Here is a 24,544-nt window from a genome sequence, read left to right on the forward strand (position 1 = left end):
ACAAGACGCAACAGTAGTTCGCCCGTCCCAGCCGATCAACCTGCGTCGAGGTGTGTCTGGGGATCGGACAGGCCCACGACGAGGCGCAGCGGGGGCACCAGGCCGGTGGCGGCGAGCGTGTCGAGGGCGGCGCGTTCGTCGGCGTCGAAGGCGACGTCGTCGGGCGGTCCGAGCAGGACCGAGACGACGCAGTCGCCGCACACCGCGGGGCAGCGGACGAGGCAGCTGTCGCAGTCGACGACGACCGGTGCCGTGGGTTCCATCTCGTTCATGGCCGCGACGCTAGGTGTGACATCCGACAATTTCGGTCCGCGGCGCCGCCTGCCCGGATTCGTCGGACCGTCGACCTACGGTCACACCCATGGCACCGCACCAACCCGCCTTCGACGATCCCGGCATCGACTGGGGTGGCCGTCCGCTCCACGACACCACGTTCTGCGTCGTCGACCTCGAGACCACGGGCGGCTCGCCGGCGAAGGGCTCGAAGATCACCGAGATCGGTGCGGTGAAGGTGCGCGGCGGCGAGATCCTGGGCGAGTTCCAGACGCTGGTGAACCCCGACCAGCTCATTCCCGCGTTCATCACGGTGCTCACGGGGATCACCGACCAGATGGTCGTCGAGGCGCCCCGGATCGCCGAGGCGCTCCCCTCCTTCCTCGAGTTCGCGCACGGCAGCGTGCTCGTGGCGCACAACGCGCCGTTCGACACCGGCTTCCTCAAGCACGCGGCGCGCGAGCTCGACATCGCCTGGCCCGGCTTCGACCTCGTCGACACGGCCGTCCTCGCGCGGCGCGTGCTGCTGCGCGACGAGGTGCCCAACGTCAAGCTCGCCACGCTCGCGGCGCGCTTCTCCCCCGTCCGGCCCGACCACCGGGCCCTCACCGACGCGCGGGCCACGGTCGACGTCCTGCACGCCCTGTTCGAGCGGCTCGGCACGTGGAACGTGGCCACGGTCGAGGACGTCGCGTCCTTCACGTCCAAGGTCACCCCGCAGCAGCGCCGCAAGCGCCACCTCGCCGACAGCGTGCCCGACGCCCCGGGCGTCTACCTCTTCCGCGATGCCCGCGACGAGGTGCTCTACGTCGGCACCTCCCGCTCGCTGCGCACGCGCGTGCGGTCGTACTTCACCAAGGCCGAGACCCGCACCCGCATGGGCGAGATGATCGCGCTGGCCGAGCGCGTCGACACCGTCGTGTGCGCCACCGACACCGAGGCGCGCGTGCGCGAGCTGCGCCTCATCGACCGGCACCGTCCGCCGTACAACCGGCGGTCGAAGTTCCCCGAGCGCGTGTCGTGGCTGCGCCTCACCGACGAGCCCTGGCCGCGGATCTCGCTCGTCCGCTCGGTCACCGAGGGGGCCGCGACCCACATCGGCCCGTTCCGCAGCCGCCGCCAGGCCGAGGCCGCGCTGGCCACGCTCCACGACGCGTTCCGGATCCGCCAGTGCTCCGGCCGGCTGCCGATCAAGCCCAGCCGGGCCGCGTGCGTGCTGGCCGAGCTGGGCCAGTGCCTCTCCCCCTGCGACGGCGCCGTCACGCCCACCGACTACCTGTACGAGGTGTCGCGCGTCCGCACGGCGATGACCGCCGACCCGGTCGAGGTCGTCACCCACCTCGAGCAGCGGATGGCGCACCTGGCCGAGTCCCAGCGCTTCGAGGACGCCGCGGTCCTGCGCGACCGCGCGGCCAGCCTGATCCGCGCCGTGCGGCGCACGCAGCGGCTCGACTCGCTGGCCTCCGAGCCCGAGGTCATCGCGGCGGCACCACACGACGACGGCTGGCAGGTCCACGTCATCCGCCACGGCCGGCTCGCCGCCGCGGCGATCCTGCCGCGCCAGGTCGCCACCACGCGCGGCGCCACGGCCGGCTGGGTCGACACGCTGCTCACCACCGCCGAGACCGTCGAGCCCGCGCCCCGGCCGATGCCCGCCGCGCTCGTCGAGGAGACCGAGGTGCTGCTGCGCTGGCTCGAGTCGCCCGGCGTGCGCATGGTGCGCGGCTCGTGGGCCTCGGCATGGCCGGCCGCCGCACGTCACGTCGACCGCTTCGACGTCGACCTCGAGGTCGCGCGCCTGGCCTGACACCGCGGCTAGGCTGACCCGGTGATCACCGCCATCGTCTTCGTCCAGGCCGAGGTCTCCTCCATCCCCGAGACCGGCGCAGCGATCGCCGACATCCCCGGGGTCAGCGAGGTCTACTCCGTCACCGGCGACCACGACCTCATCGCGATGGTGCGCGTGCGCACCCACGACGAGATCGCGTCGGTCGTGGCCGACCGGCTCAACAAGGTGCCCGGGGTGCTGTCCACCCAGACGCAGATCGCCTTCCGCGCGTTCAGCCGGCACGACCTCGAGGACGCGTTCAGCATCGGCCTCGACTGAGTCGCCCGCTGGTGAGGCGGTGAGCTGTCAACCCTTCCCGCTCATCGCCGGTGCCCCAGCAACCGAACCCCAGTCCCATTCCGTTGACAGGTCACCGCGAGCTGCGCGGAAGGGTCGACCACTCACCGCGTGGCCTGGACCGAGGCTCACGAGGCGCCGGCGGCCGCCGCGGTCGTGGCGCCGATGATCGCCGCCGTGACGGCGGCCTCGGCACCCGCCACCGCGCGGCGTACCGCCTCGCTCGCCCAGTCCTCCGCCGAGACCTGCTTGGCGCGCACCTTCGCGGCCCTGTGCTCCGACCGCTCCACGACGAGCCGCAGCTGGCTCACCGCCGCCAGCAGCGAGACCAGCGGGCCCGTGGTGGCGTCCGGCTCGGCGCCCTCGACCAGCACGGCGCGGACGTCGCGCACGAGCCGGTCACGCCGCTCGGTGTCCACGACGTCGTGCCGGGTGACCTCGAACAGCAGCACGCGCTCGGTGCGCGAGCGCACCCGGTGCTCCTGCTCCAGGGCGGCGTAGGCCCGCTGACGGCCTTGGTGCCCCATCCGCGAGATGGCCGAGGAGATCGAGACCGGCCTGTCCTTGAGCCGCGACAGCGCGTGGTCGACGTCGGGTCGGCCCGTCGGGGTCCGGTCGAGCACCTGCACCTTCGCGCGACGCCTCTCTCCGATGGTGTCCACGCGACCCAGCTGCACGAGGTCGATGAGGTGCGCACCGGCGAACACGGCGGTCGGGTTCGAGCTCGCCAGCCGGAACGTGCCGGTGACGGGATCGGTGGCCAGGAGTGTGAGGTCGCCGGCGATGCTCATGCCGCCACGCTATCGCCGGCCGGGACGACCGGTGTCAGGCGACGTGGCGCGAGGTCGCCTCGACCCAGCGGGCCAGGGCCGCGCGGGCGGCACCGGAGTCGATCGACTCGGTCGCACGGGCCACGCCGGCGCGCAGCCGCTCGACGAGCGGGCCCTCGGAGCCCGTGTGGGCGGCGATCGCGGCGCCCGCGTTGAGCACGACCGCGTCGCGCACCGGACCGGTCTCGCCGTCGAGCACCCGGCGGAACACGTCGGCGTTGTAGTCGGGCTCACCACCGCGCAGCGCATCGGCTGGCGCGTGGTCGAAGCCGAGGTCGGCCGGGTCGAGCACGTGCTCCTCGATGCCGTCCGGACCGGGCAGCCAGAACCGCGTGGTGGTGGTCACCGTGATCTCGTCGAGGCCGTCGTCTCCGCGGAACACCAGGGCGTCGCTGCCACGGCGCGCCAGCACCTCGGCCATGAGCGGCGCCATGCGCGGGTCGGCGCAGCCGATCGCCGACGCCGCCGGGCGGGCCGGGTTGGTCAGCGGGCCGAGGAAGTTGAAGAACGTGGGCACGCCGAGCTCGCGTCGGGCCGGGCCGGCGAACCGCATCGAGGCGTGGAAGACCGGCGCGAAGCAGAAGGTGATGCCGGCCTCGCGGTAGACGTCGAGAACGTGCTCGGCCGGCACCGTGAGGCGCACGCCGAGGCGCTCGAAGACGTCGGCCGTGCCCGACTGGCTGGAGGCCGCGCGGTTGCCGTGCTCGACGACGCCGACCCCGGCACCGGCGGTGGTGACTGCGGCCATCGAGGAGATGTTGACCGTCTTGGCCATGTCGCCGCCCGTGCCCACGATGTCGACGACGCGGTCGTCGAGGTCGAGCGTGGTGGCCTTGGCGTACATCGCGTCGACCAGGCCCTGCAGCTCGGCGGACGTCTCGCCCTTGGCGCGCAGCGCGACCGCGAAGCCCGCGATCTGGGCGCCGCTGGCGTCACCGGAGAGGATCTCGCCCATCGCCCACGCGGTGGCGTCGGCGTCGAGGTCGTGCCCGGCGAGCAGCTCGGTGAGGACGTGCGGCCAGGACAGCGCCGCGGGGTCGCCGCTCAAGGACGCGCGGCCGGGACGGCGGCACCGCGCAGCAGCGCGATGACCGACTCGGCGAGGCGGAACGGGTCGAGCGGCTGCGGGACCACCGCGTCCGCGCGCGACCAGGTGGCCAGCCACGCGTCCTGCGGGCGACCGGTCAGCACGAGGCTCGGCGGGCCCTGGTAGAGCTCGTCCTTCATCTGGCGGGCGATGCCCATGCCGCCGGCCGGGACGGCCTCGCCGTCGAGGATCGCCAGCGCGATGCCCCCGGCGTCGAGCTGCTGCCATACCACCGGCTCGGTGGCGCACTCGACGAATTCCAACGGCGGCAGATCGGGGTGCGGCCTGGTGCCCAGCGCTGCGACGACGGCCGTTCGGACCTTGACGTCATCGCTGTAGAGCAGGACACGAAGGGGCTGGTGCTGGCTCACGATGGCATCGTACATAATGAGGGCGTGGCAACTACTTCTGCGATCCCCGCGTCCCGGCTCCACGGCGTCGAGGGCCGTCCGTCCTACGTGACGGTCGGCACCATCGTGTGGCTGTCCAGTGAGCTGATGTTCTTCGCGACGCTGTTCGCGGCCTACTTCACGGTGCGCAGCGTCGCGCCGGAGCTGTGGGCCCAGGAGACCGAGCTCCTGAACATCCCGTTCGCCACGGTCAACACCACGATCCTGGTGCTGTCGTCCGTCACCTGCCAGCTCGGCGTCTACGCCGCGGCCAAGGGCAACGCGGCCGGCATGCGCAAGTGGTTCATCATCAGCTTCATCATGGGCGCCGTGTTCATCGGCGGTCAGGCCACCGAGTACGCCGAGCTGGTCCACGAGGGCCTGACGATCCAGAGCTCCGCGTACGGCTCCCTCTTCTACCTCGCCACCGGCTTCCACGGCCTGCACGTGATCGGCGGCCTGCTGGCCTTCCTGCTCGTCATCGGCCGCACCTACGCGGCTCGCAAGTTCACCCACGAGCAGGCGGTCTCCGCGATCGTCGTGTCCTACTACTGGCACTTCGTCGACGTCGTCTGGGTGGCCCTGTTCGCGGCCATCTACATCATCCGCTGACCCCTCGGGGATAGGCGGACCTAACTACACAGGCTGAGCTCGTGCCTCGCTAGTCTGAGGCGAATGCACGGGCCCTCGGAGATGGGACGGAGTCGCGACGCCGACCCCACCTCCGGTCCCGATTCTCAGATTCTCAGGAACGAGGTTCTCTCGGTGCGGAAACTGTCGACACGCCGCCGGCACCCCATGGCGCTCCTGGCGCTGCTGGCCCTGGCCCTCTTGCTGACCGGCGCGGCATACGCGACGGTCGCGCCGGAACCGGCCACCGCCGAGTCCGCCTCCTCGGTCTCGCAGATCGAGGCGGGCCGCCAGCTCTTCGTCGTCGGCTGCGCCAGCTGCCACGGCCTCAACGCCGAGGGCATCACGACCGCCGGCGACGGTGACGAGAAGGGCAACTACGGCCCCTCCCTGATCGGCGTCGGCGCGGCCGCCGTCGGCTTCCAGATGGAGACCGGCCGCATGCCGATGGCGCAGACCGCGCCGCAGGCCCCGCGCAAGCACATCGAGTACACGCAGGACGAGATCGACCAGATCGCCGCCTACGTCGCCTCCCTCGCCCCCGGACCCGCGCGTCCGTCCGAGGAGGACCTCGACTGGCAGAGCGTCGACAAGGAGGGCATCTCCGAGGGCGGCGAGTTCTTCCGCACCAACTGCACCGCGTGCCACAACTCGGTCGGCGCCGGCGGCGCCCTCCCCAGTGGCCGCTACGCCCCGACGCTCAAGGGCGTCGACGCCATCCACATCTACGAGGCCATGCTCACCGGCCCGCAGCAGATGCCCGTCTTCTCCGAGGACGTGCTGACCCCCGAGGACAAGCGCAACATCATCGCCTACGTCAAGACCGTGCAGCAGCAGGGCAACGACGGCGGCATCGGTGGCGGCGGTCTGGGCCCCGTGGTCGACGGCATGTTCGTCTGGATCATCGGCATCGGCGGGCTCACCGCGTTCGCGGTCTGGATCGGCATGCACGGAACGAGGTCGAAGAAGCGATGAGCACGGACATCGAACCCACCGGCGATCCCGTCGCCGATCCGGGACTGGCTCCCCACCAGTACCGCCCGCAGGACGTCGACGTCGACCAGGAGCGCCGCACCGAGCGCCAGATCGCCGGCATGTTCGGCGTGGCCACGCTGCTGCTGCTGGGCTTCTGCGTCGCGTACTTCACGGTCGACGCCGACACGCGCATCTTCGCGTTCGGCGACCCGAACAGCGGCAACGCCTTCGGCGGCTGGTCGGCGCAGAACTTCGCGTTCGGCACGACCCTCGGCGGCGCCCTGCTGCTGATCGGCATCGGCATCATCCAGTGGGCCAAGAAGCTCATGGGCGATCAGGAGATGGTCGAGCTCCGTCACCCGGCGCGCTCCAGCGACGAGGACCGCGCGGCCGTCCTGGCCGACCTCAACGCGGGCGTCCAGGAGAGCGGCATCGGCCGTCGTCCCCTGATCCGCAACAGCCTCCTCGGCGCCGTCGGCGCGATGGGCCTGCCCGCGATCGTGCTGCTGCGCGACCTGGGCCCCCTCCCCCACAGCCAGGACGAGACGGTCTGGAAGAAGGGCATGCGCGTCGTCAACGACGTCTCGGGCGCCCCCATCAAGCCGTCCGACCTCGAGGTCGGCCAGCTCGTCAACGCCGAGCCCGCGATCTTCTTCGAGACCGACGACGAGGGCCACCCGGTCCTGCACGGTCACGACCTGCTGGCCGCCAAGGCCAAGGCCGCGGTCATCGTCGTGCGCATGCGCCCCGAGGACATCACCCCCAAGAAGGGGCGCGAGAACTGGGGTGTCGACGGCATCCTGTGCTACTCCAAGATCTGCACCCACGTCGGCTGCCCCATCAGCCTGTGGGAGCAGCAGACCCACCACCTGCTGTGCCCCTGCCACCAGTCGACCTTCGACCTGGCGGACAACGGCAAGGTGATCTTCGGCCCCGCCTACCGCCCGCTGCCGCAGCTGCCGCTCGCGGTCGACGGCGAGGGCTACCTCATCGCGGTCAGCGACTTCCCCGAGATCGTCGCGCCGAGCTACCCCGAACTCGCCCGCGATCAGAAGAACCTCGACAAGAAGTCCGGTGATGACGCATGAGCCAGAGCACCTTCACCCGGATCGAGGACTCCTCGACCGGCAAGAAGCTGGCCGGCCCGGTCGGCTGGTTCGACGACCGGCTCGGTCTGGCCGCCGCAGGCAAGAAGAACCTGCGCAAGGTCTTCCCCGAGCACTGGTCCTTCATGCTCGGCGAGATCGCTCTGTGGAGCTTCGTCGTCCTGCTGCTGTCGGGCGTCTTCCTCACGCTGTGGTTCGTCCCCAGCATGGGCGAGGTCGAGTACCGCGGCTCCTACGCGCCGCTCTACGGCATCGAGATGTCGCAGGCCTACGCCTCCACGCTCGACATCTCGTTCGACATCCGCGGCGGCCTGCTGATGCGCCAGATCCACCACTGGGCGGCTGCCCTGTTCGTGGCGGCGATGATGGCCCACATGCTGCGCGTGTTCTTCACGGGCGCCTACCGCAAGCCGCGTGAGATCAACTGGCTCATCGGCGTCGGCCTGCTCGCGCTGGGCATGGTCGAGGGCTTCGCGGGCTACTCGCTCCCCGACGACCTGCTGTCGGGCACGGGCCTGCGGTTCGTCGACGGTCTGATCCGCTCGATCCCGCTCGTCGGCTCCTACCTGGAGTTCTTCATCTTCGGCGGCGAGTTCCCCGGCGAGATCATCATCCCCCGCCTCTACATGGCACACATCCTGCTCATCCCGGCGATCCTGCTGGGCCTCATCGGTGCGCACATGCTGCTGCTCGTCTACCACAAGCACACGCAGTGGCCGGGCGCAGGACGCACGCAGGAGAACGTCGTGGGCTACCCCATGCTCCCGGTGTACATGGCCAAGGCCGGTGGCTTCTTCTTCGTCGTGTTCGGCTTCACCGCCCTCATGGGTGCGCTGATCCAGATCAACCCGGTGTGGGCGTACGGTCCGTACAACCCCTCCGAGGTCACGGCCGGCTCGCAGCCCGACTGGTACATGGGTCTGTCCGAGGGCCTCGTGCGCCTCATGCCGCCGCTGGAGACCACGTGGTTCAACCGCACGTGGACGTGGAGCGTCTTCCTCCCCGGCGTCGGTGGCTTGGGCATCCTGTTCACGTCGCTCGCCCTGTGGCCGTTCATCGAGCGCTGGATCACCGGCGACCAGCGTGAGCACCACCTGCTCGAGCGTCCGCGCAACGCCCCGGTCCGCACCGCGCTCGGCGTGGCCGCGATGACCGCCTACGCCTGCGGCTGGATCGCCGGCGGCAACGACATCATCGCGCTGAAGTTCGGCCTGGACATCTTCGCCATCACGTGGGTCCTGCGCATCGGCATCTTCGTGTTCCCGGTGATCGCGTTCATCGTCACGAAGCGCATCTGCATCTCGCTGCAGCGCAAGGACAACGAGACGCTGACCCACGGCTGGGAGACGGGCGTCATCGACCGCTCCCCCGACGGTGGGTACGCGGAGCGTCACGCCCCGCTGCCGGACTCGGCCGCTTACCAGCTCACGTCGTCGCGCGAGCGTCTGCCCGAGATCGAGGAAGTGCACAAGCAGGACGCGTACGGCGTGCGGAACCCCAAGTACCGCAAGCAGTCGCTCCGGGCGAAGCTGCGCCGCTTCTACTACGACGGCTCGGTGGACAAGCCGACCCGTCACGACATGGACCACGCGGCCGAGCACCTGGCCGGCGGCGGCGAGCACCCGGTGGAGCTCGGCGACGACTTCCAGGGCGTCTCCGAGACCGGCGTCCCGCGCGTCCACTGATCGCACCTCACCCACGAGGGCCCCGACCGCTTCGGTCGGGGCCCTCGTGCTGTAGGCGGGGAGGGTCGAGGATTCCCCTGTTCACCGGGGAATCCGTCACCCTGCGGGGAGAACTTCCCGCGCAAGGTGACGGGAAACCTCGCTCGGTGGGACGAGAGGGGCGGCTCAGGCGGTGTGGCGCGCGATGTCCGCGGCCAGGACGCCGGGCCAGCGCCGGACGTCCTCGGGCGTGTGGGCGACCTGCAGGCTCGCCTGCGGCAGGAGGTCGACGAGGGCCTCGGCCGTGGAGAGGGGGTGGGCCGGGTCGTCGATCCACGCGAGCACCGTGGTCGGCAGGTCGATCCGCTCCAGGAGCTCGGGAGCAGGCAGGTCGCTGAGCGCGGCGCCACGCAGCACCGAAGGCAGCAGCTCGCCGCGCACATGAGGGACGGTGTCGGGATGCCCGAGGGTGGCCGGCGGCTTGGGCGCCACCCGGTCGAGCGCGAGGAACGGCTCGACCCCCTCGGTCTCGACGAGGTCGGCCAGCCGCCGGTAGTCGTCGGCGCGCGCCGTACGGGTGGCCCACGCCGTGGGAGGCAGCAGCAGGGTGAAGCCGCTGAAGCGATCGGGCTCGCGCACGGCGGCATGCAGCAGCGTGGCGGTGCCCATCGACGGGCCCACCCCGTGCACGGCCTCGTCGGGGAACCAGAAGTCGAGCAGTCGCAGCAGGTCGTCCGCGAGGTTCGCCCAGCGGTAGTCCTCGGGCACGGGTCGGCCGCTCGAGTGCCCGTGGCCGCGCGCGTCGTAGCGCAGCAGGCGCGTGTCGGACAGTCCGCGACCGAGGTCGAGGTCGAGCAGGCGGTCACGCGAACGGCTGGAGGTCAGGCCGTGCAGCTGCACGACGGGGTGACCGGACTCGTCGCTGAACGCCCAGGCGAGCTCGGCGTCCGGCACGGAGAAACGGTGCACGGGCTGCTCCTGAGTCGTGATGGCGGCGAGGGCAATAGGTTACTGGCATGCGACTGACGCACGTCGCGCACCTGCGCCTCCCCTTCGGGCCCCTGCTGAGTCACGACCCGATCGTGTCCGAGCCGGGCGCCCGGCTGCCCGTGTCGTTCGACCAGGCCCGCCACGTGGGCTTCGGCGACCGTCCCGGCTCGTGGATGGCGCTCGCGATGCGCCTGCCCTCCCCCGTGCCGCGCGACGACCTGGCGGCGGCGTGGTGCGCCGTCGTCCAGGCGCACGGCACGCTGCGCTCGGTCTTCGTGCCGGACGACGACGGGACGCCCGCCCTGCACGAGGTGACCGTCGAGGCCGGGAGGTGGACCGAGCACGAGGTCCTGCCGGGTCAGGCCATGAACGACGCGCTGCGCGACGTCCTCGACGCGACCTGCCGGCCGTACGCACGGCCGTCCCACCGGTTCTGCGTGATCGAGACCGCCGACGGCCCGACCCTGGTGATCGCGGCCGACCACGCCCACGTGGACATGTGGTCGTTGCTCGTCATCGCGCGCGACCTGCTGGCGGCGCTCGGGCGGATCGGCGAGGGCGAGTCGCCCGCGCTGCCTGCCGTGCCGACCTTCGCCGAGCACACCGTCGAGCTCGCGCAGCGTCCCCCGGCGCCCGACGAGATCCGCGAGCGCTGGGACCACGTGATCGAGGCCGGGGGCGGCGCCATGCCGCGGTTTCCGCTCCCCCTCGGCGACCCCACCCCGCAGCCCGAGCGCGTGGTGATCCGCGACGTCCTCGACCTGCGCGAGCTGGCCGACTTCTCGGCGAGCGCATCGTCCGAGCAGGTGTCCACGCTGGCCCTCGCGGTGTCGGCGATGACCGCGACCACGCTCGAGCTGGCGGGCACTCCCCTGCGCACCGTGTTCCCCGTGCACAGCCGCCACCAGGACCGCTGGCACGACTCGGTGGGCTGGTTCATCACGAACTCGGTGCTCGAGTCCGCCGACACCGACCCGCGCGCCTGCTCCGCGGCCGTCAAGCAGGCGATCCGGCTCGGCTCGTGGCCCCTCGCCGACCTCATGGCGCCGTGGGGCGGCATGCCCGAGCAGCCCGGCATGTTCGCCGTCTCGTGGCTCGACCTGCGGCGCCTCCCGGTGCGGATCGACTCGGCCGGCCTGGACGCCCAGTACGTCGGCGCCGCCATCCGCACGCACGGCGTCATGCTGTGGTTCATCATCGACGACTCCGGCGTGCACCTGCGCTGCCGCTACCCCGACACCCACGTCGCCCGCGCCAGCGTCGGCACGTGGCTCGACGCACTCGTCGCCCGCATGCGCGAGCTGGCCGACGAGCGGCCGGACCCGGAGGCCTGAGCCGGACTCAGCGCGCGACCGACTCGGCCGCGGCGAGGACGGCGAGGACGTACTCGTCGGAGTGGTTGTAGGAGTGGATCGCCCGGCTCCATCCGTGGCCCGTGCGCAGATCCTCCCCCGAGGCGCACAGGTAGCGGGCCGCGGCCAGCGCCGCATCGTCGAGGTCGTGGGGGTCCTCGACCCCGTCGCCGTCGCCGTCGGCGCTCCAGCGGTCCCACGTCGAGCCGATGAACTGGAACGGTCCGACCGCGTGGTCCCAGACGGGGTCGCCGTGCCGGGCCGTCGAGGCCAGGTCGGCCGGGATGGCCGCGAGGCCCGGAGAGCCGTCGAGCGCGGGCCCGATGATCGGGACGGTGGTGCGGCCGTGCGCGTCGAGGCCTCCCCCGCCGTGGCGCCCGTGGTCGGACTCGACGGTGGCGATGCCGGCGAGCGTCGTCCAGCCCACGTGGCACGCGGGCTGCTCGGACGCGACGGTGAGCGCGGCGTCGGCGTAGGCGCGCACGGCGACCGCGGGGATGCCCGTGCGCTCGGCGTTCCGCCGGACCCACGCCGGGTCCACGCCCGACACCGGGGACGCACCGGCGCCGGGGCTCGGCGCCGCCACCTCCGCGGAGAGGCCCTGCACCCGGTCGTCCGCGATGGCGAGCGTCTCCACGCCCCCGGTCAGGGCCGCGGCGGCGACCACGGCCACCGCCGACGCCCCGGCCACGGCCACGACGGCCGTGACGGCCAGCCGCAGCCGGGCCGCGCGCCTCATCCGAAGCGGCCGTTGACGTAGTCGTGGGTGCGCTGGTCCTGCGGCGAGCCGAACATCGACGCGGTGTCGCCGTGCTCGACGATGACGCCCGGCGTGCCCTGGGCGGCGAGGAAGAACGCACACTGGTCCGACACCCGAGCCGCCTGCTGCATGTTGTGCGTGACGATCACGATCGTGACCTCCTTGGCGAGCTCGACCATCGTCTCCTCGATGACGCGGGTGGACGTCGGATCGAGGGCGGAGCAGGGCTCGTCCATCAGCAGGACGCGCGGACGGATCGCGAGCGAGCGGGCGATGCACAGGCGCTGCTGCTGGCCGCCCGAGAGGCCGCCACCGGGGGCGTCGAGGCGATCCTTCACCTCGTTCCACAGGCCGCCGCGGCGCAGGCACGACTCGACGAGCTCGTCACGGGTGGAGCGGCTGGCGCGGGTGCCCGTGAGCCGCAGCCCTGCCAGCACGTTGTCCCGGATCGACATCGCCGGGAACGGGTTGGGCTTCTGGAAGACCATGCCGATGCTGCGGCGCACGTCCATGAGCTTGCGGCGCGGGTCGTAGACGTCGTCGCCGTCGAGGCGGACCTCGCCGGCGAACTGGGCGCCGTCGACCAGCTCGTGCATGCGGTTCAGGGTGCGCAGGAAGGTGGACTTCCCGCAGCCCGACGGCCCGATCAGCGCGGTGACGTGACCCGCCGGCATGTCCAGGGAGACGCGGTCGAGCACGTGGTGGCGGCCGAACCACGCCGAGACGCCGACGGCGTGGAGGCCGGCCGGCGTGGGGCCGTCGACGGCCGGGATGACGGTGGTCTCGGTCTCGGCGAGAGGGATGACCGAGGTGTCGGTGGTGACGCTCAAGGGAGTTCCTTCGATGGTGCCGAGGGCCGGGGCGGGCTCGTGGGAGCGCCGCCCCGGCCTCGGTGGGGGTGTTAGCGGGTGACCTTGATCGTGAGGACCTTGGCCTTGGCGCCCGTGACGTTGCCGTTGCCGCCGTAGGCGACGACCAAACGGTGCGTCCCCTTCTTCAGCTTCGCCAGCTTCACGGTGACCTTGCCGTTGCGGACGACGCCGCGGCCGACGACCTTCTTGCCGGCCTTCACGGTGACCTTGCCGGTGACCGGGACGCCCGCGGGCTTGACCGTCACGCGGAGCACGCCGCGCTGCGAGGCCTTGACCTTCGCCTTCACGAGCTTCGCGGTGACGACGCCCTTCGCCTTGGCGATCCGGACGGTGACCGCGCCGCTCGCGGCGTCGACCGAGGCTGAACCGGGCAGCGAGGCGGTGACGCGCAGGCTGCCCGCCGGCGTGGCGGCCGCGACCGGCACGGTGGCCGTGCCGCGCGACAGCGTGTAGGCCCGGGCGGCCCCGCTGCCGACCGCGACGCGGACGGTGCCGGTGGCCGCGGCGCCGCCGACGGTTGCCTTCACGGTGACGGTCTTGGCCTTGCCGTACGGCGCCGAGACGCCCGTGACGCTCACGGTGGCGGGCGTCTTGACGACGACCTGCTGGACCGTGGACTGCGACGGGGCGAAGTCGTTCACGCGCGTGGGCACGAACGAGGCCGTGTACTGGTGCGTGCCGACCGAGACGCCGGTGAGCGTCAGGGAGGCGACGCCGCCGGACGTGAACGCGGTCCCGACGAGGGCGTCGCCCTCACGGAACTCGACCTTGCCGGCCGCGGGGGCGCCGCCACCGGTGCCGACCGTGGCGCGCAGGCTCACGGTGCGCTGCCCCTGCGCCGAGGCCGCGAGCGTCGTGGTGGTCACGACGGCATCGGCCTGGTCGGAGGTCTTGAGGTTGGAGACCGGGTCGGTGACGAACTGGCCGCAGGCGCCGCCGTCCTCGGTCGAGGCCAGCTGCTCGAAGCCCGCCTTCTCGATCACCGCGCGGCCGTCGGGACCGCAGATCCAGCCGTCCTCGCCGAAGACGTTGGTGAGGCGGGCGCCCACGGCTGCGTTCGCGAGGTCCGCCGTGCGCACGACGTTGTACACCGCGCGGGTGGCCTTCCAGCCGCCGAGCGCGTCGACGGTGGAGGTGATCGTGGCGCGGGCGCTGGAGAACGGCGCGATGGCGTTGGGGTCGCCCTTCACGTCGGCGTCGCTGTGCTCCTGCGTGGAGGTCGCGACCGGCGTGAACGGGATGCCGCCGTTGGCCGCGGTCAGCTGCGAGGTGAAGAAGCTGAGCGTGCCCGAGCCGGACTGCGGGATGAGCGCCTTGATGGTGCCCGGCCTGCCGCCGACCTGGCTCCAGTTCGTGACCTCGCCCTTGTAGATCTTGAGGATCTGGTCGATCGTCAGGTCCGCCGGGGCGTTCGTGGCGGTCGCGCTCACGGCCATCTGGAGGCCGTCCACGGCGAAGGCCGCCTGCTTGAGGCCGCCGGTGATCTCGGCCGGACTGAGCGTCGACGAGGACCGGGCGAACGAGACGCTCGCGTTGTTGTCCGGCGAGTAGAGGAGCTTCTTGCCCGCGCCCGAGCCGTTCGGGCGGGTGATGGCGGCGAGGCCGCTGCGCAGCGTGACCGTGGCGGGTGCGCCGTCGGCCGCGAACGACGCGAGCCGGCCCGAGGCGCGGCCGGCGTTGTAGGCGACGGCCAGGTCATGGGTGACGATCTGGGTCGTGTCCGAGCCGACACCGACCAGGTCGTCGGTGGTGTTCGGGACGAAGGTCGGATCGAAGGGGTTCACGTCGGCCGCGACGGCGGGCGACATGAGGGTCAGCGTCGAGCCGACCACGAGGGCCGCACCGGCCGTGATGGCCGATACACGGTTTCGCTTCATCGGGGGTTCCCTTTCCTCGAGCCGGCGATCTGCCGGGTCTCGTGCGGCACGCTATGAGTGAGTGCCCCGGACTCGGGGCGCTTGCGGTGAACGGCAGGTGAAACCCGGAGGGCCATCTGGCGCTCACACCAGGTTCGGCAGCAGGCTCATGCCGAGATCGGTTGCGATCCAGGCCAGGGCCACGACCGGGGCGGACAGCAGGACCCACGCTCGGGCGCGCCCGAGCCGGGCTCGGGCGTACGTCGCGACGCCGGCCAAGACCCCGAGACCGGCCAGCACGAGCGCCAGCAGCGGCAGCACGGCCGTGTCGCGCCCCATCGGCTGCTCGGCCGCGGGCACGGACGTCATCCGGGCCGGACCGGCCTCGTGGGGCTGCGAGACCAGCTCGGCGTCCACGTAGATCACGGCCCCCGGGGACAGCGCGGCCAGTCGGCCCTGACCCTCGGCGCCCACCAGGACGAGGCGGCCCTTGCCGGGAGCGAGCGGCTGGGGCAGCGGGTCGCCCGCGCGTCTCACGCCGCTCACCTCGTACGCGGCTCGGCCCTGTCCGGTGACCGTGGTGATCGTGTCGCCGACCCGCAGGTCCGCCAGTCCCCCGAACGGCGCGCCGAACGTACTGCTGCGGCCGTAGACCACCGAGGTGCCGGGCTGGCCCGGCAGGACCGTGTCCCGCCGGTGACCCGGTCCGTCGAGCGTCTGGCTCGAGGCGGTGCCCTCGACGACGACCTCGCTGATCCCGTGCCGCTTCACCGTCAGGGTGGACACCGCGGTCCCCGGCTCGATCACTCCCCCGACCGGGGCGGTGGCCGAGGCGAGGTCCGTGCGGAACTGCGCGTGGAGCACGTGCTGGGCGCGGTCGTGCGCGACGCCGCCCAGCACGAGCAGCTGCAGCACGACCCACGCGCACACGACCGCGACCACGGTCAGCGCCTCGGTCACCATCGCGATCTCGGCCGGCAGCGTGACCGGCTGGGCGGCGACCCGCGGCTTGGCGCGCCGTCCCGGCACGCGCACGGTCCAGGCGCTCACCGGCGTGCCCTCGCCGTCGCGATCCCGCGGAGCACCGGTCCGACGGAGGCGGCCGCCAGCCCGACGCACAGCAGCAGCGGCAGCAGCATCCGGCCCGAAGTCGACGTGATCGCCCCGGTGGGCGCGGTCTCGACCAAGGTCACCTTGGTCGCGCCGGACGCCCTGACCTGCTCCTCGGGGACGTCGCCGCCCGGCGCGGAGACCGGCGCGTCGGAGGATCCGCCGCCACCGCCGGACGGCGGAGACGTGCTGGGGGTCGTGTCGGGTGCCCGCTCCGGGCGCTGCGCCGCGATGAGGTCGGCGGCGTGCCGTGCCGCGTCGTACAGGCGCTTGGTGACACCGGACGCGACGATCGGGACGTAGCCCGCGGGCAGGGTGCCGTTCGCCGACCCGGGCCGCTGGCCCTCGGTCGTGGCGACGCGGATGAACTGCGCCACGTGCTTCGCGTCCTTCGCGGCCAGGCCGCGCGTGCGCGCCACGGTGTAGACGATCATCGTCCCGGGGTACGCCTTCGGACGCTTCGCCAGCGCCTTCTGCGTGATGGCGAAGGCGCCGGTGGTGCCCTTCACCTCGGTGGCGGCCGCGACGGCCGCAGCCATCGAGGACGGTGTCGGCGCGACCCACGTGCTCGCCGAGGTGCGGACGGCCGCGGTCCTCAGACCGAGTCGCTCGGCGTCGCCGAGGCTCACCACGCCCAGCATGAAGCGCGCGCCGACGCCCTGGCGGTCCGCCCGACCGAACTTGTACGGGTCGGAGCTCGAGGGTCGCTCGCACTTCGTCTGGACGTTCGGCCACGCGTCGAGCACGGCCTCCGCGATCGTGCGCAGGCTTGACACCGGCGCCGCGAGCTGGGTGAAGTACGGCGTGCTCAGCTGCTGCTGGCAGTCGAGGTCGTACTCGGGCACGAACGTGTCGAGCAGCGGCCACTCCGCCACCGGCAGCCTGATCCGCCGGTAGCTCGGGTTGACGACCATGCCCCACGGATCGGCGGTGCCGTTCACGAACGCGCGCGCGTCCGCGTCGGCCGCGATGTAGGACGTCAGGGACGTCATCACGTCCGAGGACTCCGAGAGCGACAGCACCGTGGCGGCCGCCTCGCGCGTCGTCGTGTCGAGCCCGGGGTTGAGGGCGATGAACTCCGGATCCTGGTTGAGCGACTGGGGGTTGCGCCCCATGCCGGGGTGCTGGGCCCCGTAGGCCGATCCCGTGTACGACTGCGTGAGCAGCTTGGCCAGCAGGCGCGGTGTCAGGCGGAGTCGCTCGTACTCCCCCGCGTTGTCCGGCCGGTCGATGACGTACGAGATCGCGAACCCGGTGACGGCCGTCGGCGCGTAGGCCACCGGCGTCTCGTCCTCCTGCTCGCGGCGACCGGACACCAGCGCCGCGGGCGCGACGTTCTTCTCCACGAGGGCGAAGGCGGCCTCGTCGGACATCCGGTTGTGCTGGAACTTGAAGCGCTTCTTCGACAGGCAGTAGGCCGGCGCCCACTGCAGCGCGGCCTGGGACATCAGCTCGGAGCCGTAGAAGGCCGTGGGCGCGCGCGAGTCGAGCACGTCGCACACGTTCGGCGCGGTGCCGAACGTGACGGGGACCGTGATCCGGTTGCGCCAGTTCGAGCCGGCCCACCAATAGCCGGCGGACACGGCGTCGTCGACGCCCTCGCCGGCGAAGTTGCTGGAGCCGGGCGCGAACCGTCCCGTGCGGGTGCACTCGTCGTCGCCGTCCACGCAGCTCAGCCCCATGATCGGGATGACGACGATGGAGCACGCCACGGTGTCGCTGCAGCCCAGCGACTCGTTCTCGGTCGCGGTGCGGACCTCGAAGCTCACCGAGCCGGTGCCGTCGGTGTCGGTGAAGGCGGCCTGCTCGGCGGCCGGGAGGGCCGCGTCCACGGCGGCCTCCGGGGCCATCGTCTCGGCGCTGCACGACGTGTACGTCTTGCCGCTGGCCGCCACGAACGGCACGGCGTGCGCCGAGAAGCTCGGCACGTCGTCGCACCCGCTCGTGGGGAACGGCTCGATGCCGCTCTTCTGCTCGGTGTCGCCAGGCCTGGCATGCAGGTCGCGCCGCCAGATGGCCTGGCGGTCCGACGTGGAGCGGAAGCGCTGCTGGGCCGTCGAGGTCCAACACGTCTCGGGCGAGACCCGCCGGGCGGCCGGGAGGCCCGCGTCGTCGCGACCACGGCACTGCAGGATGACCACGGGGTACTCCTGGCGCAGGCCGGCGGCACCGAACGGGCTGGCAGCGCGCCCGCCGCTGGGGTGGGCTCCCCTCCAGCTGACCCGCACGCGCTCGCGGCCGCGCAGGTTCTCGGTGTGGTCGACGCTCACCGTCACGCGGCGCTTCTCCACCGAGATCGTGTCGCCGTCGTCCTCGAAGGCGCGGTCGACCTCCTTCGTCCGGGTCAACGCGGAGCTCGGGGCGGCCTCGGCGTCAGGAGCCGCGGTGAGGGGCAGGCCGGCGGCCAGCACCAGCAGGGCGGGCAGGAGCAGCATGAGGCGCTTCATCGGAGGTCTCCTCGCCTGCGCAGGAGCGCCGCCACGATGCCGGGGATCAGGACGATCGCGAGCAGCTCCAGGACCGCCACGGTCCCGAAGACCCGCGAGTCGCCGGGCCGCGACGAGGTCAGCTCGACCGGCACGGCCTGGGCGCTCCCTCCCACCTGGCCGGACGCCTGGACCGCGTCACCCGTGACGGGGTCCACGGCACCGCCCTCGGGCGCGGTGTCGACCGCGCCCGACGGGTCGGTCCCGGCGCCCGCCGGGGTGTCCGAGGCGGCCTTGTCCGTGCTGGACTTCTGGGCCTCCTCGAGCGTGGTCGGGGCCGATCCGGTGCCACCGTCGCACGGGCCCGCGCCGACCTTGTCGCACGCAGCGGGCTTGGGCGCGATCTCGGCGAGCTTGTTCTTCGACAGGTCACCGGCCACGAAGGTCGGGTTGTTGCACGACTTCACGTCGCGCCCCGCGATCTCCACCCTGGGGTCGGCGGTCTTGAGGCGCTTGAGCTGGTCGAAGCCCGCCTTCACGAGGTTGAGCGGCAGCGGCGAGTAGCCGTACGCGCCGGCCTTCGACTGGCCCTCGCACAGCGAGTAGTACATGAAGTCCGCGAGCGTCTGCCGCTTGGTCGTCGACATCCGCCGGTCCGACGCGCCGGTGGGCAGCAGCATGTAGGAGTACGAGCTCAGCGGGTAGGCTCGCGGGTCCTTCGCGTTGTAGACGCCGTCGAGGATCTGGGTCAGGTAGTCCTGCGAGCCCTTGTCGGTGTTGATCCGCGCCTTGGTCAGCGCCACGGCCACGTTGTACTGGGTGGGCTCGACGAAGAAGCCCGCCTCGTTGAGCACCTTCACGACCGGGAACTTCTTGTTCACCGGGTACGAGTACTCGACGTAGCCGATCGTGCCGTTGCCCGCGGCGCCGGCGATCGTGTTCATGACCTGGTCCGAGCCGGCCGCCGCGATCGTGTCGCCCCGGCGCGGGTAGTACGACGTGAGACCGGACGTGCCGAAGAACCCGCGCCAGACCTTGGGGTGCTGGGCGTCCATCCAGCGCGTGAACTGCGCCGTGGTGCCCGAGCCGTCGGAGCGGACCACGGGGATGATCTTGAGCGAGGGGAGCTTGCGCCCGTTGTTGTCCTTCGCGATCGCCGGGTCGTTCCAGTTGGTGATCTGATTCGTGAAGATCTTGGCCAGCGTGTCGCCCGACAGCCGCAGGTTCTTGACCAGCTTCCCGCCGACGCGGATCTGGTAGGAGAACGCCGTGCCGCCGGCGATGATCGGCATGTACGCGAACTCGCGGCTGCCCGCGGTGTCGGCGTTGCCGCTCTCGTCCTTGCCCTGGTACGGGATCTCGGTGATGCCGAAGTCGGTGACGTGCTGGGCGAACGCCTTGCGACCCTGGGACGAGCCGCCGCCGTTGTAGGTGACCTTCATGCCGTTGGCGTTCACGTCGGCGATCCACTGCTGGACGATCACCTCCGACCAGGTGGAGCCCGAGCCCTCGATCTGGGCGTACGCCGCGTGGGCGGGGCGGATCGACGACAGCGTCACGATCGTGAGCGCCGCCAGCACGAGGACCAGGCGGTTCCGCGTGCGCAGGGGGGACAGGGTCATCGGGATCCCTTTCGAGGACGGGCGAGGCGGCGGGCGATGGCGAACAGTACGAGCACCAGCAGGAGGAGGACGGTGGCGGCGGCGAAGGCGCGCTCGATGTACATCGGCTCGCCGCTGCGCACGGTCGAGTAGATGAACAGCGGCAGCGAGTTCATCACGCCGTCGGTGGGGTCGAGCACGAGGAACGAGGCGGCGCCGGAGGTCAGCAGCACCGGCGAGGTCTCGCCGATGCCGCGGGCGACGCCGAGGATGAGCGCGGTGGCCAGGCCGGGGCGTGCCGTGGGCAGGACGACGTGCCAGACCGTCCGCCACCGTGACGCGCCGAGGGCGAGGCTCGCCTCGCGCAGGCCGCCCGGCACCACCCGCAGCACGACGTCGGCCGCACGGGCGATGATCGGCAGCATCATGACACCGAGCGCCATGGCGGCCGCGAACCCCGACCGGTCGATCCCGAGCGCCACGATGAGCGTCGTGTAGATGAACAGGCCGGCCACGATCGACGGCAGCGCCGTCATCGCCTCGACGACCGTGCGGACGATGCGCGCGTAGCGCCCGCCCACCTCGGTCATGAACACGGCCGTGCCGATGCCGAGCGGCACCGTGACGAGCACGGCGATGCCGACCTGGATGAGCGACCCGGCGATCGCGTGCAGGATGCCGCCGCGGTCGAAGGAGTCCCGCGGGCCGACCCCGGACATGTCCTGCGTGAGCAGCGAGAGGTGGAACAGTGCCTCCGCGCCGCGGTAGACGATGAACGCCACGGTGGAGAGCAGTGCGACGGCGACCGTGAGCGCCGCGACGTGCACGAGGGCCGCGACCACCCGGTCGACGACGACGGGCCGCGGCTCGGTCATGGCGGTGGCCACCGCGAGCACGGCGAGGCCCGCGACGACGGTCGAGAGCACGAGGGGCAGCAGGCCCGTCCACGGCAGCAGCCGCGCGTTGACGATCCACGCCAGAGCGAAGCCGGCGACCCACGAGCCGATCTCGACGAACCGGTCCTCGGACGTCACGGTGGACAGGCGGCGGGTGCCGGTGGGCGGCTGGGGCGTGGCCAGGTCCGGCCGGGCGATGGTGGTGCTCATGCGTCGGTCCCCGCTCCGGATCGGCTCCGTGAGACCACGACCGCGGCGGCCGTGTTGATGACGAGCGTGATGACGAACAGGACGAAGCCCGCCGTCAGCAGGGCCTGGAGCTGGCCGCCGCTGGCCTCGCCGAACCGCCCGGCGATGAGCGCCGAGACGGTGTTGGTGCCGATCTCCAGCACGCGGGGCTTGAGCTCGAACGCCGGGGAGATGATCAGCAGGACCGCGATGGTCTCACCGAGGGCGCGGCCGAGGCCGAGCATCGTGCCGCCGATGATGCCGCCCCGCCCGAAGGGCAGGACGACCCAGCGGATCATCCCCCAGCGGGTGGCACCGAGGGCGTAGGCGGCCTCCCGCTCCCCCAGCGGCGCCTGGCTGAACACCTGGCGCATCACGGCGCACGCCATCGGGATCACCATCATGGCCACGGCGAGGCCGGCGATGAACGCCGACGCGGTGTAGCGGCTCTGCTCCCAGATCGCGGCCTGCGGATCGGCCTGCACCTCGAAGAACGGCAGGAAGCCCAGGTACTCGTGCAGCCAGCGGGCCACCGCGCTCGCGTGCGGCTGGAGCAGGAAGAAGCCCCAGAGCCCGTAGATGATGCTCGGCACGGCCGCCATGAGGTCGACCATCGACACCAGCAGGCCGCGCAGCCGCGCCGGCGCGTACTCGCTGATGTACAGCGCCGTGGCGAGCGCCAGCGGGAACGCCACGACGAGCGCGACGGCCGCGACCGAGAACGTGCCGACCAGCACGGCACCGATGCCGACGACGTCCGCGTCGGGCTCCCACTGCGTCTCGGTGAAGAACGAGGCACCGTAGTGGCGCAGCGTCGGCACCGCCTGCAGCGCGAGGAACAGGCCGATGCCGCCGGTGATCAGCAGGACGGTCGTCCCGGTGGCCCTCATGGCGACGGCGAAGACCCGGTCGGCGCCGGCCTGGCCGCCTCGGATCGTGCGGGGGACGTCCGGTGCGTCGGACGACACCCGGGTGGGCAGGACCGTGGTCACACGACCTCCAAGCTCTCGACCCCGAACAACGACGGCTGTGACTCTAGGGACGCTGCGGCGGAGAGATGAGCACCTGCGATGAACGCGGCATGAACGTTGGGAGGCACCTCGGTGGGGATGCGACGATGGGGCCATGAGCCTCTCGATCACCGGTGATGCCACCGCCGACCAGCTGCTGACGGACGACCCCTTCGCCCTCCTCGTGGGCATGCTGCTCGACCAGCAGATCGCGATGGAGGCGGCCTTCTCCGGGCCGGCGAAGATCCTCGAGCGCGTCGGCACGCTGGACCCGGCCGAGATCGCCACGCAGGATCCTGAGGGCTTCGAGGCCGTCTTCCGGCAGACGCCCGCCGTGCACCGCTACCCCGGCTCGATGGCCGGGCGCGTGCAGACGCTCGCGGCCGCCGTGCGCGACGAGTGGGGCGGCGACGCCGCGGCGATCTGGACCCAGGGCTCCCCCGACGGCGCCGAGGTGCTCAAGCGGCTCAAGGCGCTGCCCGGCTTCGGCGAGCAGAAGGCCAAGATCTTCCTGGCCCTGCTCGGCAAGCAGTACGGCTTCGACGGCGCCGGCTGGCGCGAGGCCGCCGGCGACTACGGCCAGCCCGGTCACCGCAGCGTCGCGGACATCACCAGTCCCGAGTCGCTGGCGAAGGTGCGCGAGTTCAAGCGCGAGCAGAAGGCGGCGGCGAAGGCGCGCTGAGGCTCAGGCGTCCTCGGCGTCCGCGCCCAGCGCGGAGCCCTCGAGCCACTCGTCCCACGAGCGGTTCCAGTCGGTCCACCCGTTGGCGGGCTCGAGGCGACGCGGGCTGCCGACATAGCTGACGATGTCGCCGCGCTTGCTCTGCGCGAACACCCACGCGGCGTCCTTCGTGCTCATGCCGACGCAGCCGTGGCTCACGTTGGCGTTGCCCTGCGAGGCGGCGGACCACGGGGCAGCGTGGAGGAACTCTCCCGAGTTCGTCACGCGCATCGCGTACTTGACGCCCTTGAGGTTGTAGTAGTTCGGGTCGTCGGAGTCCACGCCCGTCGTGGCCGCGTCCATGTCGATCGAACGGTGCTTCTCCATGATCACCTTGATGCCGTTGCGGCTGCGGTGGTCGGCGTCGCCGGTGGAGACCGGGATCGTCCGCCGGGCCTTGCCGTCGATCTTCACGGTCATGCGGTGGCGCCGCGTGTCGACGACGCTCACGACCGAGCGACCCACCGTGAACTCCACGTGCTGGTCCTGCTGGCCGTAGATGCCGTTGCCGGCGTGGACGCTGTTCAGGCCGAGGTCGACCGTGACCTTCGTGCCGGGCTTCCAGAGCTTCTTCGGCCGCCAGTGGGCGGTGTTGTCGCTGAGCCAGTACCAGCCACCGTCGGTGGCCGGCTGGGCGGTGACCTTCATCCGCTTCTCGAAGGCGGCCCGGTCCTTGACCGCGATGTCGAAGCTGACGATGACGGGCATGCCGACGCCGACGGTCTCGCCCTGGAGCGGGGCCACGGCCGGGTACGTCTGCTCGTCGAGGCTCAGGGCTCGCGTGGTGAACCGCGAGGTCTCGGTGACCTGCCGGCCGTCGTCACCCGTTCCGGAGGCGGTGAGCACGTATGTGGTGGCGGGCTCGAGCAGCTGCCCGGCGGTCCAGCGGACGCCGTGCACCTCGCCGGGGATCGTCGTCGCGCCGTCGGCGCTCGCGAGTGTGACGTCGGCCAGCTGGCCGTCGAAGCCGTCGACCGTGACCACCGAGTCGACGGGGACGTCCGCGGCACCGTTCTCGACGCTCGCGGTGATCGTCAGCGGATCCTTGGCCTTCTCCTGCTCGGCGGGGTCACCGCTGCCGCCGCCACTCGTGCACGACGACGCCAGGACCATCACGACCAGGGCACCCACGGCCCGCATTCCCCACCTGCTCACGCCTGGAAGTCTAGGCAATCGCACCCCACGGCCCGGACAGCGAAACGCCCCCGGTGTCGGAACACCGGGGGCGTGACGTGCGGGGATCGGGCTCAGTGAGCGTGGATCCCGCGGTAGTACTCGAAGATCCAGCCGCAGACGCAGATCGCGCCGAACGGCAGGGCCAGGATGAACATCCACCAGCCGAAGACGACGCCCAGGACCAGGAAGCCGAACGACATGGCGGCGAACAGCGGCCACCAGGAGAAGGGCGGGAAGAAGCCGAGCTCGCCGGCGCCCTCCGCGATCTCACCGTCGAGACGGTCCTCGGGACGCTCGGGGATGGCCTTGGCCACGAACCAGAGGTAGAAGCTGATCATGAAGAACAGCAGCATCGCCATGATCAGCGCGACCGTGCCGGTGACCTCGTGCGCCACGGCCCAGTAGACCGGGGTGACGATCACGAAGAAGATCGCGCAGCTGAAGAACAGCCAGAATTCCTTGCGCAT

General features: G+C 71.8%; 23 protein-coding genes. 8 read left to right on the plus strand and 15 right to left on the minus strand.

Annotated elements, in window-relative coordinates; genetic code table 11:
* Window positions 1-35: 35 nt before the first annotated feature.
* Window positions 36-272, minus strand: coding sequence for a hypothetical protein (locus O3S82_RS10385; RefSeq protein ID WP_179424082.1), 237 nt, complete (start codon window positions 270-272; stop codon window positions 36-38).
* 89 nt (window positions 273-361) lie between these two features.
* Here O3S82_RS10385 and O3S82_RS10390 point away from each other — a divergent pair, with 89 nt between their 5' ends.
* Both O3S82_RS10390 and O3S82_RS10395 read left to right on the plus strand, forming a co-directional pair.
* Complete coding sequence (locus O3S82_RS10390; protein ID WP_269302653.1) at window positions 362-2,080, plus strand: DEDD exonuclease domain-containing protein; 1,719 nt, start codon at window positions 362-364, stop codon at window positions 2,078-2,080.
* 21 nt (window positions 2,081-2,101) lie between these two features.
* Window positions 2,102-2,380: an Lrp/AsnC family transcriptional regulator gene (locus tag O3S82_RS10395; RefSeq protein WP_179424080.1), complete on the plus strand. Its 279-nt coding sequence runs from the start codon at window positions 2,102-2,104 to the stop codon at window positions 2,378-2,380.
* Window positions 2,381-2,526: 146 nt separating this feature from the next.
* Here the strand turns inward: O3S82_RS10395 and O3S82_RS10400 are convergent, their stop codons facing one another.
* Genes O3S82_RS10400 through O3S82_RS10410 form a run of 3 tightly spaced genes read right to left on the minus strand, consistent with a single transcriptional unit; the run spans window position 2,527 to window position 4,686 of the window.
* Window positions 2,527-3,189 (minus strand): GOLPH3/VPS74 family protein, encoded by a 663-nt coding sequence (locus tag O3S82_RS10400; protein ID WP_269302654.1) that lies wholly within the window; start codon window positions 3,187-3,189, stop codon window positions 2,527-2,529.
* Between the two features lie 34 nt (window positions 3,190-3,223).
* Window positions 3,224-4,276: an anthranilate phosphoribosyltransferase gene (trpD, locus tag O3S82_RS10405; RefSeq protein ID WP_269302655.1), complete on the minus strand. Its 1,053-nt coding sequence runs from the start codon at window positions 4,274-4,276 to the stop codon at window positions 3,224-3,226.
* The gene (locus tag O3S82_RS10410; protein ID WP_269302656.1) at window positions 4,273-4,686 is read right to left on the minus strand and encodes a hypothetical protein; all 414 of its coding nucleotides are present in this window, start codon (window positions 4,684-4,686) and stop codon (window positions 4,273-4,275) included. Before O3S82_RS10410 ends, trpD begins: the two co-directional genes overlap by 4 nt.
* A 24-nt stretch (window positions 4,687-4,710) precedes the next feature.
* On the opposite strand from O3S82_RS10410, the gene ctaE reads away from it, so the two are divergent.
* The 4 genes from ctaE to qcrB all read left to right on the plus strand — a co-directional run bounded on the left by ctaE (window position 4,711) and on the right by qcrB (window position 9,100).
* Entirely contained in the window at window positions 4,711-5,316 is a 606-nt protein-coding gene (gene ctaE / locus O3S82_RS10415; protein WP_078700705.1) for an aa3-type cytochrome oxidase subunit III, read from the plus strand.
* 153 nt (window positions 5,317-5,469) lie between these two features.
* On the plus strand, window positions 5,470-6,309 hold the full coding sequence (gene qcrC, locus O3S82_RS10420; RefSeq protein ID WP_179424077.1) for a cytochrome bc1 complex diheme cytochrome c subunit: 840 nt from the start codon (window positions 5,470-5,472) through the stop codon (window positions 6,307-6,309).
* Window positions 6,306-7,397: a cytochrome bc1 complex Rieske iron-sulfur subunit gene (qcrA, locus tag O3S82_RS10425; RefSeq protein ID WP_179424076.1), complete on the plus strand. Its 1,092-nt coding sequence runs from the start codon at window positions 6,306-6,308 to the stop codon at window positions 7,395-7,397. The genes qcrC and qcrA overlap by 4 nt, the downstream gene beginning before the upstream one ends.
* Window positions 7,394-9,100 carry a cytochrome bc1 complex cytochrome b subunit gene (gene qcrB / locus O3S82_RS10430; protein ID WP_269302658.1) on the plus strand — a complete coding sequence of 569 codons (1,707 nt, stop codon included), beginning with the start codon at window positions 7,394-7,396 and terminating at the stop codon, window positions 9,098-9,100. The genes qcrA and qcrB overlap by 4 nt, the downstream gene beginning before the upstream one ends.
* Before the next feature lie 165 nt (window positions 9,101-9,265).
* Here qcrB and O3S82_RS10435 read toward each other — a convergent pair whose 3' ends face one another.
* The gene (locus O3S82_RS10435; RefSeq protein WP_269302660.1) at window positions 9,266-10,048 is read right to left on the minus strand and encodes an alpha/beta fold hydrolase; all 783 of its coding nucleotides are present in this window, start codon (window positions 10,046-10,048) and stop codon (window positions 9,266-9,268) included.
* A gap of 47 nt (window positions 10,049-10,095) precedes the next feature.
* Here O3S82_RS10435 and O3S82_RS10440 point away from each other — a divergent pair, with 47 nt between their 5' ends.
* On the plus strand, window positions 10,096-11,403 hold the full coding sequence (locus O3S82_RS10440) for a condensation domain-containing protein (RefSeq protein WP_269302662.1): 1,308 nt from the start codon (window positions 10,096-10,098) through the stop codon (window positions 11,401-11,403).
* Window positions 11,404-11,410: 7 nt separating this feature from the next.
* Here the strand turns inward: O3S82_RS10440 and O3S82_RS10445 are convergent, their stop codons facing one another.
* The 8 genes from O3S82_RS10445 to pstC form a co-directional block, all read right to left on the minus strand.
* Window positions 11,411-12,160 (minus strand): lytic murein transglycosylase, encoded by a 750-nt coding sequence (locus O3S82_RS10445; protein WP_269302664.1) that lies wholly within the window; start codon window positions 12,158-12,160, stop codon window positions 11,411-11,413.
* Entirely contained in the window at window positions 12,157-12,954 is a 798-nt protein-coding gene (locus O3S82_RS10450; RefSeq protein WP_269307056.1) for a phosphate ABC transporter ATP-binding protein, read from the minus strand. Before O3S82_RS10450 ends, O3S82_RS10445 begins: the two co-directional genes overlap by 4 nt.
* 128 nt (window positions 12,955-13,082) lie before the next feature.
* Entirely contained in the window at window positions 13,083-14,930 is a 1,848-nt protein-coding gene (locus tag O3S82_RS10455) for an Ig-like domain repeat protein (protein WP_269302666.1), read from the minus strand.
* 123 nt (window positions 14,931-15,053) lie between these two features.
* Entirely contained in the window at window positions 15,054-15,959 is a 906-nt protein-coding gene (locus tag O3S82_RS10460) for a sortase domain-containing protein (RefSeq protein ID WP_269302668.1), read from the minus strand.
* On the minus strand, window positions 15,956-18,466 hold the full coding sequence (locus tag O3S82_RS10465) for a hypothetical protein (protein WP_269302670.1): 2,511 nt from the start codon (window positions 18,464-18,466) through the stop codon (window positions 15,956-15,958). Before O3S82_RS10465 ends, O3S82_RS10460 begins: the two co-directional genes overlap by 4 nt.
* Window positions 18,463-20,067, minus strand: a complete 1,605-nt coding sequence (locus O3S82_RS10470) for a substrate-binding domain-containing protein (RefSeq protein ID WP_269302672.1) — start codon at window positions 20,065-20,067, stop codon at window positions 18,463-18,465. The genes O3S82_RS10465 and O3S82_RS10470 overlap by 4 nt, the downstream gene beginning before the upstream one ends.
* The gene (gene pstA, locus O3S82_RS10475; protein WP_269302674.1) at window positions 20,064-21,152 is read right to left on the minus strand and encodes a phosphate ABC transporter permease PstA; all 1,089 of its coding nucleotides are present in this window, start codon (window positions 21,150-21,152) and stop codon (window positions 20,064-20,066) included. Before pstA ends, O3S82_RS10470 begins: the two co-directional genes overlap by 4 nt.
* Window positions 21,149-22,162 (minus strand): phosphate ABC transporter permease subunit PstC, encoded by a 1,014-nt coding sequence (pstC, locus tag O3S82_RS10480; RefSeq protein ID WP_269302676.1) that lies wholly within the window; start codon window positions 22,160-22,162, stop codon window positions 21,149-21,151. Before pstC ends, pstA begins: the two co-directional genes overlap by 4 nt.
* A 133-nt stretch (window positions 22,163-22,295) precedes the next feature.
* Between pstC and O3S82_RS10485 the strand changes: the two genes are divergently transcribed.
* On the plus strand, window positions 22,296-22,862 hold the full coding sequence (locus O3S82_RS10485; RefSeq protein WP_269302678.1) for an HhH-GPD-type base excision DNA repair protein: 567 nt from the start codon (window positions 22,296-22,298) through the stop codon (window positions 22,860-22,862).
* A gap of 3 nt (window positions 22,863-22,865) precedes the next feature.
* Here the strand turns inward: O3S82_RS10485 and O3S82_RS10490 are convergent, their stop codons facing one another.
* On the minus strand, window positions 22,866-24,056 hold the full coding sequence (locus tag O3S82_RS10490) for a L,D-transpeptidase (protein ID WP_269302680.1): 1,191 nt from the start codon (window positions 24,054-24,056) through the stop codon (window positions 22,866-22,868).
* Between the two features lie 92 nt (window positions 24,057-24,148).
* A complete protein-coding gene (locus O3S82_RS10495; RefSeq protein WP_179424065.1) occupies window positions 24,149-24,544 on the minus strand; it encodes a cytochrome c oxidase subunit 4 in 396 nt (131 codons plus the stop codon).

The organism is Aeromicrobium sp. HA, assembly GCF_027171405.1.
Lineage (GTDB): Bacteria > Actinomycetota > Actinomycetes > Propionibacteriales > Nocardioidaceae > Aeromicrobium > Aeromicrobium tamlense.